At 63.7% G+C, this 9,097-nt stretch carries 10 protein-coding genes; 1 reads left to right on the top strand and 9 read right to left on the bottom strand.

The window, feature by feature from the left end; genetic code table 11:
• Positions 1 to 484 (bottom strand): DsrE family protein (locus AC4PRM_RS12330; RefSeq protein WP_492040088.1); only part of this gene is annotated, 484 nt, incomplete at its 3' end.
• Positions 485 to 675: 191 nt separating this feature from the next.
• On the opposite strand from AC4PRM_RS12330, the gene AC4PRM_RS12325 reads away from it, so the two are divergent.
• Positions 676 to 1,026, top strand: a complete 351-nt coding sequence (locus AC4PRM_RS12325; protein ID WP_492040087.1) for a hypothetical protein — start codon at positions 676 to 678, stop codon at positions 1,024 to 1,026.
• 224 nt (positions 1,027 to 1,250) lie between these two features.
• Here the strand turns inward: AC4PRM_RS12325 and lpdA are convergent, their stop codons facing one another.
• From lpdA to eno, 8 genes are all read right to left on the bottom strand, one after another.
• Positions 1,251 to 2,657, bottom strand: coding sequence for a dihydrolipoyl dehydrogenase (gene lpdA / locus AC4PRM_RS12320; protein WP_492040086.1), 1,407 nt, complete (start codon positions 2,655 to 2,657; stop codon positions 1,251 to 1,253).
• A gap of 2 nt (positions 2,658 to 2,659) precedes the next feature.
• A complete protein-coding gene (locus AC4PRM_RS12315) occupies positions 2,660 to 3,139 on the bottom strand; it encodes a glutathione peroxidase (RefSeq protein ID WP_492040085.1) in 480 nt (159 codons plus the stop codon).
• A 12-nt stretch (positions 3,140 to 3,151) separates the two neighbouring features.
• On the bottom strand, positions 3,152 to 4,447 hold the full coding sequence (locus AC4PRM_RS12310; protein ID WP_492040084.1) for a pyruvate dehydrogenase complex dihydrolipoamide acetyltransferase: 1,296 nt from the start codon (positions 4,445 to 4,447) through the stop codon (positions 3,152 to 3,154).
• Positions 4,444 to 4,773, bottom strand: coding sequence for a DUF5076 domain-containing protein (locus tag AC4PRM_RS12305; RefSeq protein ID WP_492040083.1), 330 nt, complete (start codon positions 4,771 to 4,773; stop codon positions 4,444 to 4,446). The genes AC4PRM_RS12310 and AC4PRM_RS12305 overlap by 4 nt, the downstream gene beginning before the upstream one ends.
• Positions 4,770 to 6,158: a pyruvate dehydrogenase complex E1 component subunit beta gene (locus tag AC4PRM_RS12300; RefSeq protein ID WP_492040082.1), complete on the bottom strand. Its 1,389-nt coding sequence runs from the start codon at positions 6,156 to 6,158 to the stop codon at positions 4,770 to 4,772. Before AC4PRM_RS12300 ends, AC4PRM_RS12305 begins: the two co-directional genes overlap by 4 nt.
• Positions 6,155 to 7,180 (bottom strand): pyruvate dehydrogenase (acetyl-transferring) E1 component subunit alpha, encoded by a 1,026-nt coding sequence (pdhA, locus tag AC4PRM_RS12295; RefSeq protein ID WP_492040081.1) that lies wholly within the window; start codon positions 7,178 to 7,180, stop codon positions 6,155 to 6,157. The genes AC4PRM_RS12300 and pdhA overlap by 4 nt, the downstream gene beginning before the upstream one ends.
• 124 nt (positions 7,181 to 7,304) lie before the next feature.
• On the bottom strand, positions 7,305 to 7,646 hold the full coding sequence (locus tag AC4PRM_RS12290; protein ID WP_492040080.1) for an FtsB family cell division protein: 342 nt from the start codon (positions 7,644 to 7,646) through the stop codon (positions 7,305 to 7,307).
• A gap of 88 nt (positions 7,647 to 7,734) precedes the next feature.
• Positions 7,735 to 9,015 carry a phosphopyruvate hydratase gene (eno, locus tag AC4PRM_RS12285; protein ID WP_492040079.1) on the bottom strand — a complete coding sequence of 427 codons (1,281 nt, stop codon included), beginning with the start codon at positions 9,013 to 9,015 and terminating at the stop codon, positions 7,735 to 7,737.
• Positions 9,016 to 9,097: the final 82 nt, after the last annotated feature.

Genomic DNA, 9,097 nt, shown 5'->3' with positions numbered 1-9,097 from the left:
AGTTCACAACCAGGGCATATCCGGCCTGTTGAAGGTGGATGACCGTCATCAGGGCAGCGAGATCGACGCTCACGCCCGGTTCGAGGTCGGCTTGCGCGATGCCGTTCCCCGCCATGGCCTGGCCGCACAGACGAACCTGGACGCCTGCGGCGATGAGGCTGCGGATCAGGGCGCTGTTGGGATTGGCGTCGCCCTTGCCGCGCGCGGCCCAGGCGGCGTCGGACAGGACCGCAGGGGTGGCGGCGCCGTGTAGCACGACGACGATCTGACGATGGTCGGCGTCCACGCCGCCCGACGCCAGCATGTTCGCCAGCCGTGCGACGCGATCCAACCCCTTCAGCGGCCTGTCGTCCGGGCCGCCCTGGGAGACGTCGAAGATGACGCGATAGACGCGCGATGGATCCGGCTGTTCGCCGGCCTCGGGCAAGGGCTTGAAGTCGCCGAAGCCTGAAACAGCCTGGGCGAAGCTCGGGGAAGCCGCCATTCGCCTATGCCGAAGACAGCCGCCTAGCGGAAATGGAAGCGCGAATCCGAAGATGGCCGGCCTCGTTAACCAAGCGCATTGGGCCGGCGGCAGCGGTCGCGCTTTATATCCCATAGTATATAATCGGATGCTCTAGACGACAGAGTCCGGGTTTGCGCATCTCCTAGGACGAACTGCCTAAGGGAGCGAAAGTGAAGACCTCCAGCGACGCCCAATCCGCCGAGGAAAGCGGCCACCGTTCGATGAGTCTTCGTCTGCCCAGGCCGATGCACGAAGCTATGAAGACGTTGGCGGCACGTCGTGGATCAAAAGCCGCAGACTTCTACGTCGAGACGGTGGAGACTTTCATCCGAGACCACATGGTGGGATATCGGCATCTTTTCGCAATCGAGAACGACGCTGTGCATATCAGCGTCAACGTGCCGGTCCGGTTTGCTCACACCGTTCGGGATGCGGCGCTTGGTCGCCGGGTGACGCCGAATAAACTAGTTTTCACTGCTGTCAGCCATGTGCTGGAGAGCGCGAATGCGGAAGCCGCTTAGCGCCTGAGTCCGACGAACTTGGAACCGGAATCCAACCAACCGGGCACCAAACCGCCGCTCAGGCGCGGAGTCTCGGGAATCTAGAGCACTAACACGGCAGATCGAAAGCACCAACTCAATATTTCACATAATATATCTTAGGCGATAAACGCATCCCGCAGCAGAGTGGCGCTCAGCACCCTTCCGTTGCCCCTTCACGCTTGCGCCGGTCTACATGCGCCAGTCTAGATGTGGATCACGCGTCCATAGGCATCCAGCGCGGCTTCGTGCATGGCCTCCGACATCGTCGGGTGCGGATAGACGATGCCGTGGACGTCTTCCTCGGTCGCCTCCATAGCGATGGCCGTGACATAGCCCTGGATCATCTCGGTGACCTCTGCCCCGATCATGTGGGCCCCGATCAGCGCACCCGTCTTGGCATCGAAGATGGTTTTGACAAAGCCGTCGGTGTCGCCGGACGCGATCGCCTTGCCGTTAACCTTGAACGGAAACCGACCAATCTTGACCTCGCGCTTGGCTTCACGCGCGCCTTGCTCGGTGATCCCGACCGAGGCGACCTGCGGCTGGGCATAGGTGCACCCCGCGATGGGCGAGTTGACGTTCGGTGATTTGAATCCGGCAATGTGCTCGGCGGCATGGATGCCTTCGTGCGACGCCTTATGCGCCAGCCAGGGGGCCCCGGCGCAGTCGCCGATGGCGTACAGCCCCTTCACATTCGTCTGGCAGTGGCCGTCGATGGTGATGTGGCCGCGGTCCATGTTGACGCCCAGCGCCTCCAGACCGATGCCGTCAGTGTTGGCGGTGATGCCGACGGCAGAGATGCAGACCTCGGCCTCCAGCTTCTCGGCCTTGCCGCCCGCCTCAATGGCGACCTGCACGCTCTGCCCGCCCTTCGAGACCTTGGTAACCTTGCAGCCGGTACGGAACTTCATGCCGCGCTTCTCAAAGGACTTCTGCGCGGCCTTGGAGACTTCTTCATCCTCGACCGGCATGATGCGATCTACCGCTTCCACGACCGTAACTTCTGCCCCCAGGGCCCTGTAAAAGCTCCCGAATTCTATACCAATCGCCCCAGACCCGATGACCACGATCGATTTGGGCATGGACTTTGGGGCCATCGCTTCGCGGTAGGCCCAGATGCGGTCGCCGTCGGCTTCCAGCCCGATCTGCGGGATGGCCTTGGCGCGAGCACCTACGGCCAGCATGACCGCCTTGGCCTCGACCGTGCGCGAACCTCCGGCCTTCAGGTCGATCACGACCTTGGGGGCCACAGTCCCCTTCTCCAGTTTCGCCGAGCCCTCGATGACCTCGATCTTGTTCTTCTTCATCAGGAAGCCGACGCCGCTGTTCAGCTGCTTGGCCACGCCGCGCGACCGCGCGATGATGGCGTCGAAGTCAAAGCCGACCTTGTCAGCGGACAGGCCGTAGTCCTTCAGATGGCTCAGGCTCTCGTATTTCTCGCCCGACTTGAGCAGCGCCTTGGTCGGGATACAGCCCCAGTTCAGGCAGATGCCGCCCAGGTTTTCGCGCTCGACGATGGCGACCTTCTGGCCCAGTTGGCTGGCGCGGATGGCGGCGACATAGCCGCCGGGGCCGGAACCGATGACGATGAGGTCGAACTCTTGAGCCATGATCAGATCAGCTTTTCGATGTCGGCCGCGATGGCCGAGGGTTCAGTCTGCGGGGCATAGCGGGCGACCACCCTGCCCTCGCGGTCGGTCAGGAATTTCGTGAAGTTCCACTTGATGGCTTTCGAGCCCAGGAATCCCTTCTTCTGCTCGGTCAGCCAGGCATAGAGGGGGTGCCGGTTGGGACCATTCACCTCGACCTTGTCGAACAGCGGAAACGACACGTCAAAGTTCGTCGAGCAAAAGGTGGCGATCTCGTCGGCCATGCCCGGCTCCTGCTGACCGAACTGGTTGCAGGGAAAGCCCAGAACCTCGAACGGCTGGTCCGCGAACCGGCGGTGCAGATCTTCAAGGCCCTTGTACTGGCCGGTGAAGCCGCATTTCGATGCCGTATTGACGATCAGCAGGGCATGGCCGCGAAACGCTTCGAGCGATCGCTCCGTCCCGTCGATGGCGGTAGCGGAGAAGTCGTAGACCGAGGCCATGACTGCCCTCCCCTAGGCCAGCATGGTGACGGGGTCTTCGATCATCGGCTTGAAGGCCTGCAGGAAGCGCGCGCCGGTCGCGCCATCCACTACGCGGTGATCGCAGGTCAGGGTGACGGTCATGACCGTGGCGACGGCCAGTTGGCCGTTCTTGACAACGGGGCGCTGCTCGCCTGCCCCCACGCTCATGATCGCGCCCTGAGGCTCGTTGATGATCGAGCTGAAGGACTTGATGCCGAACATACCCAGGTTGGAGACGCTGAACGTGCCGCCCTGGAACTCTTCGGGCTTTAGCTTGCGGTCGCGGGCGCGCTTGGCCAGGTCCTTGGACTCGGTCGCGATCTGCGACAGCGACTTGGTCTCGGCCTTGCGGATGATCGGGGTAATCAGGCCGCCGTCGATCGCCACCGCCATCGCCACATCAGCGTTGTGGTGCATGGCGATGCCTTCGGGCGAATAGCTGGCGTTTGCTTCCGGCACGGCCTTCAGGGCCATGGCGGCGGCCTTGATGACGAAGTCGTTGACCGAGACCTTGATACCCTGCGGTTCCAGCATGGCGTTGACCCTGGCCCGGGCAGCCAGGAGGGCGTCGATCTCGACATCGATGAACAGCGGGAAATGCGGCACCTGCTGGATGCTGTCGACCATGCGCCGGGCGATAGCCTTCTTCATGCCGTCCAGCGGGATCAGGTCGTAGCTGCCGTCCGGAATGCCCATCTGGGCCAGAGACTGGACCGGCCGCGAGGCAATGCCCGAACCTGTCGCAGCGGCGGCAGGAGCGGGTTTTGCCCCGCCCTTGCCCGCAGCCTCGACATCGCGCTTGACGATGCGGCCGTGGGGTCCGGTGCCCTTGATCGCCGACAGTTCGACACCCGCCTGAGCGGCCAGGCGACGGGCCAAAGGTGACGCGAACAGCCGTCCGCCGTCAGCTGCCTTGGCCGGAGTGGCTTTGGGGGTAGCCGCAGTTGGCGATGCTTCAACTCGAGCAGCCCGGGCCTTCGGGGCTTCAGCGGCTTTCGGCGCTTCGGCCTTGGGTGCATCAGACTTCGCCGCCGGAGCCGCCGCGCCGTCTTCGTCCTTCAGCCGTGCGATCGGCGTATTGACCTTCACGCCTTCGGAGCCTTCGGCCACCAGGATGTCGGTGATCTCGCCCTCGTCGACAGCCTCGACCTCCATGGTCGCCTTGTCGGTTTCGATCTCGGCGATGACGTCCCCGGCCTTGACCGTGTCGCCGACCTTGACGTGCCACTTGGCGAGTACGCCCTCTTCCATGGTGGGCGACAGGGCGGGCATCAGGATGTCGGTCATTGCACTGATCCCTTGGTCTCGGGCCCCTTGCTCACGGGTTCGGCGACGGTCTGGACATTGTCCGCTTTAACCACGTCGCTAAGGCCCTGGAGGATACGAGCATAGGCCTCGCGCTCGTTGTGGCCGTGTCGGACGGCATAGCCGTGGGCCATGTGGCGTGCCGCGATGGCCAGCATCTCGCCGAACTTGTGCGGATCGTTGAAGGCGGGCTTCACCGACATGACGGGCTCATTCTTCGACCACCACATGCGGATGATTTCGATGGCGTGCGGGTCACTGGCAACGCTGTCAGGCGTGGTCAGCAGGAACTCAGGGGCCTCGCTCATGCCATCACCGCCTTCACGGCCGCGACGATCTTGTCGGTGCCGGGCAGTGACAGGGCTTCCAGATTGGCGGCATAGGGCAGCGGCACATCCTCCTGATGCACCCTTAGCGGTGGCGCATCGAGGTAGTCGAAGGCGTGTTCGATCACCCGGGCCACGACCTCGGCCCCGACGCCCATAGGCCCCCAACCTTCTTCGGCGGAGACGAGGCGGCTGGTCTTCTTGACGCTTTCGACGATGGTTTCGTGATCCAGCGGGCGCAGGGTGCGCAGGTCAATGACCTCGCAGTCTATCCCCTCCTCCGCCAGCTTCTCGGCAGCAGCAAGCGCAAAACCAACCATACGGGCATGGGCGGTGACTGTGACATCCTTGCCCTCGCGGCGAACCTTGGCCTTGCCGATGGGAACCAGGTAATCCTCGACGTCCGGCACATCAAACTCGATGCCGTACATCATCTCGTGTTCAAGGAAGACGACGGGGTTGGGATCGCGGATGGCCGACTTCAGGAGCCCCTTGGCATCGGCGGCGTCATAGGGCGCGACGACCTTCAGGCCCGGGACATTGGCGTACCAGGCGGAGTAATCCTGGCTGTGCTGGGCACCCACGCGGCTGGCCGCACCGTTCGGCCCGCGGAAGACGATAGGCGCACGGATCTGGCCGCCCGACATGTACAGTGTCTTGGCGGCCGAGTTGATGATGTGGTCGATGGCCTGCATGGCGAAGTTGAAGGTCATGAACTCGACGATCGGCTTCAGGCCCGCCATGGCCGCGCCGACGCCCAGACCGGCAAAGCCATGCTCGGTGATGGGCGTATCGACGACGCGCTGCTCGCCGAACTCCTGCAACAGCTCGCGGCTGACCTTATAGGCCCCCTGATACTGGGCAACTTCCTCGCCGATCAGGAAGACCTTGTCGTCACGGCGCATTTCCTCGGCCATGGCGTCGCGCAGGGCGTCGCGCACGGTCGTCTTGACCAGCTTGGCACCTTCCGGAATCTCCGGATCGCGCAGATCGACCTTGGGCGTCGCGGTCTGGGGCGGAGCCTTCTCCGGATCGCCGGATTTGGCTTCGTCAGCCTCAGGCTTGGCAATAGGGGCCTGAACCGCAGCCGCATCCTCGGCCGGTTTTGATGCCGGGGCGGCCGCGCCGTCCTCGCCAGCCAGGCGCGCGATCGGGGTGTTGACCTTCACGTTCTCGGAGCCTTCGGACACGAGGATTTCCAGCACTTCCCCCTCGTCAACGGCCTCGACTTCCATGGTCGCCTTGTCGGTCTCGATCTCGGCGATGACCTGGCCGGCGGAGACGACGTCACCCGCCTTGATGTGCCACTTGGTAAGCGTGCCCTCTTCCATCGTGGGCGACAGCGCCGGCATGAGAATGTCGGTCACTGGGCAGCCTCCAAATAGACGTCGGTATACAGCTCGCTCGGATCCGGTTCCGGGCTTTCCTGGGCGAACTGGACGGCCTCTGCCACGATGGCCTTGATCTCGGCGTCGATGGCCTTGATCTCGTCCTCGGTCGCCTTGGCGTCGGCCAGAAGTTTCTTCACGTGGTCGATCGGGTCGCGGGTCGTCTTGACCTCATCGACCTCTTCCTTGGTGCGGTACTTGGCCGGATCGCTCATGGAGTGACCGCGATAGCGATAGGTCTTCACTTCCAGGATGAAGGGGCCGCCACCCTCGCGCGCACGCTTGACCGCCTTGGCAACAGCGTCACGCACGGCCAGCACATCCATGCCGTCGACCTGCTCACCGGGGATGCCGAAGCTGGCTCCGCGCTCGCTGAGCTGTGTCGTGGAGGACGAGCGTTCGATGCTGGTCCCCATGGCGTACTGGTTGTTCTCGATGATGTAGATGGCCGGCAGCTTCCACAGCTGGGCCATGTTGAAGCTTTCGTAGACCTGGCCCTGGTTGGCCGCGCCGTCACCGAAATAGATGAAGGCAACCGAGTCATCGCCGCGGTACTTGCCGGCGAACGCCAGGCCGGTGCCCAGCGCGACCTGCGCCCCCACGATGCCATGCCCGCCATAGAAGCCGGTCGGTACGTCGAACATGTGCATCGACCCGCCCTTGCCCTTGGACGAACCGCCGATGCGGCCGGTCAGCTCGGCCATGACCTCTTTCGGGTCCATGCCGGCGGCCAGCATGTGGCCGTGGTCGCGGTAGCCGGTGATGATCTTGTCGTGGCCCTGCCTGACGCTTTCCTGAACGCCGACGGCCACGGCCTCCTGACCGATGTACAGGTGGCAGAAGCCGCCAATCAGGCCCATGCCATACAGCTGCCCTGCCCGCTCCTCGAAACGGCGGATCAGCACCATCTCGCGATAGAACCGAAGCAGGTCCTCCTTGGAGGCCGTCGGCGTATTGGGCAGCGTCTTCGGCGCAGTCTTGGCCGCGGGGGCTTTCGCCATCCGATATCTCCCGGCTGGACCTCGCCCCACGGTGGGTGTGGAGGTCTCTTGTCGTTACGTTAAGGGGCTTTAGCAGCCTTCGTTCCCGTAACGCAAAGTCGCCCGGCGGCGCTGTAACAATAGTTCAAGTGGGCGTGACGGCGGGCTTATCGGCGGCGTCCGCAGGCTGTGGCGCAGAGACGCGGATCACATAGTCGCGCGGGTCCGCAAACCCCAGAACCGCCCTCGCCCGCTCTTCCAGAAGGTCGCGCGACAGGGTGTCGGTGCGCAGATACTGGACCCGCACCTCCAGGTCGCGACGCTGCTCCATCACCTCGGCCAGTTGCGCCTGGCGCTGGCTCAGCAGAGCGTCCCGCTCATGTCCATTCAGCAAGCCGCGCGACCCGGTCAGGGCCTGAACACCCAGATAGGCGATCAGAAACAACAGGACGGCGGACGGCAGGTACGGCTTCATACGCTCTGGCATTCGGGCCGCTCCTTCTGAGCGTGGGCACACAGTTGATCGTGTGTGACCGAAAATGCCTAACAAACCGTAGCTTGGCCTTAACTTCTGCCTATCGATTCAGCAGCATGCCGTCGCCGAAATAGACGCCCTGGTCGCCCAGCATCTCTTCGATGCGCAGGAGTTGGTTGTACTTGGCCGTCCGGTCGGAACGCGCCAGCGAACCGGTTTTGATCTGCCCGCAGTTGGTAGCGACGGCCAGGTCGGCGATGGTCGAATCCTCGGTCTCGCCCGAGCGGTGGCTCATGACCGCAGTATAGCCCGCGCGATGCGCCATATCGACGGCGTCCAGGGTCTCGGACAGGGTGCCGATCTGGTTGACCTTGACCAGGATGGAGTTGGCCAGGCCCTCGCCGATGCCGGCGGCCAGACGCGCCGGATTGGTCACGAACAGATCGTCGCCCACGATCTGGACCCGGTCGCCCAGACGATCCGTCAACAGCTTCCAGCCATCGAAGTCGTCCTCGGCACAGCCATCCTCGATCGAAACGATGGGGAAGCGCTGGCACAGGTCGGCCAGATAGTTGACCATCGCGTCGGCCTCGAAGCTCTTGCCTTCGCCTGCCAGCAGATATTTGCCGTCCTTGAAGAACTCGGTGGCCGCGACATCCAGCGCCAGATGGAAGTCTTCGCCCGCCAGATAGCCGGCGGCCTGACCGGCTCGGGTGATGAAGCTCAGCGCTTCTTCGGCCGAGGCCAGGTTGGGAGCGAAACCGCCTTCGTCGCCGACATTGGTGTTGTGGCCCGCGTCCTTCAGCTGGGTCTTCAGGGCGTGGAAGATTTCCGAGCCCATGCGCAGAGCCTCCGAAAAGCTCTCGGCACCGGTCGGCAGGATCATGAACTCCTGAATGTCGATCGGATTGTCGGCATGGGCGCCGCCGTTGATGATGTTCATCATCGGCGTCGGCAAGACGCGGGCCGAGACCCCGCCCAGATAGCGATACAGAGGCAGGCCCGAGGAAATGGCGCTGGCCTTGGCGCAGGCAAGGGACACGCCGAGGATTGCATTGGCCCCAAGCCGACCCTTGTTGTTTGTCCCGTCCAGCGCGATCAGGGCCTCGTCGATGCGGCGCTGGTCCTCGGCGTCCATGCCGGATAGGGCGTCGAAAATTTCGCCGTTGACGGCATCCACGGCCTTGCCGACGCCCTTGCCGCCCCAGAGAGACTTGTCGCCGTCACGCAACTCTACCGCCTCGTGTGCACCAGTCGAGGCACCCGAAGGCACGGCCGCACGGCCGAAGCTGCCGTCGTCCAAGATGACATCCACCTCGACCGTCGGATTGCCACGGCTGTCGAGGATCTGGCGGGCAACGATGTCGGCGATGTCGGTCATGAGTCAGGCTCTGCTGTCAGGAATGTCGCCGGGGTTTAGCGCAAGCCCCGGCGATACGCCAACCATCCCGGCATCAGGCCAG

The organism is Brevundimonas sp. DW-iso22, assembly GCF_058725425.1.
Note: the sequence above shows the minus strand (reverse complement) of the source record. Positions and strands in the feature narration are given on the sequence as shown.

Excerpts from the sequence above, each read along its gene's own strand:
- AC4PRM_RS12315 (WP_492040085.1), bottom strand. The coding sequence starts at position 3,139 with ATGGCCTCGGTCTACGACTTCTCCGCTACCGCCATCGACGGGACGGAG.
- AC4PRM_RS12305 (WP_492040083.1), bottom strand. The coding sequence starts at position 4,773 with ATGAGCGAGGCCCCTGAGTTCCTGCTGACCACGCCTGACAGCGTTGCC.
- eno (WP_492040079.1), bottom strand. The coding sequence starts at position 9,015 with ATGACCGACATCGCCGACATCGTTGCCCGCCAGATCCTCGACAGCCGT.
- AC4PRM_RS12310 (WP_492040084.1), bottom strand. The coding sequence starts at position 4,447 with ATGACCGACATCCTGATGCCCGCCCTGTCGCCCACCATGGAAGAGGGC.
- AC4PRM_RS12290 (WP_492040080.1), bottom strand. The coding sequence starts at position 7,646 with ATGCCAGAGCGTATGAAGCCGTACCTGCCGTCCGCCGTCCTGTTGTTT.
- lpdA (WP_492040086.1), bottom strand. The coding sequence starts at position 2,657 with ATGGCTCAAGAGTTCGACCTCATCGTCATCGGTTCCGGCCCCGGCGGC.
- pdhA (WP_492040081.1), bottom strand. The coding sequence starts at position 7,180 with ATGGCGAAAGCCCCCGCGGCCAAGACTGCGCCGAAGACGCTGCCCAAT.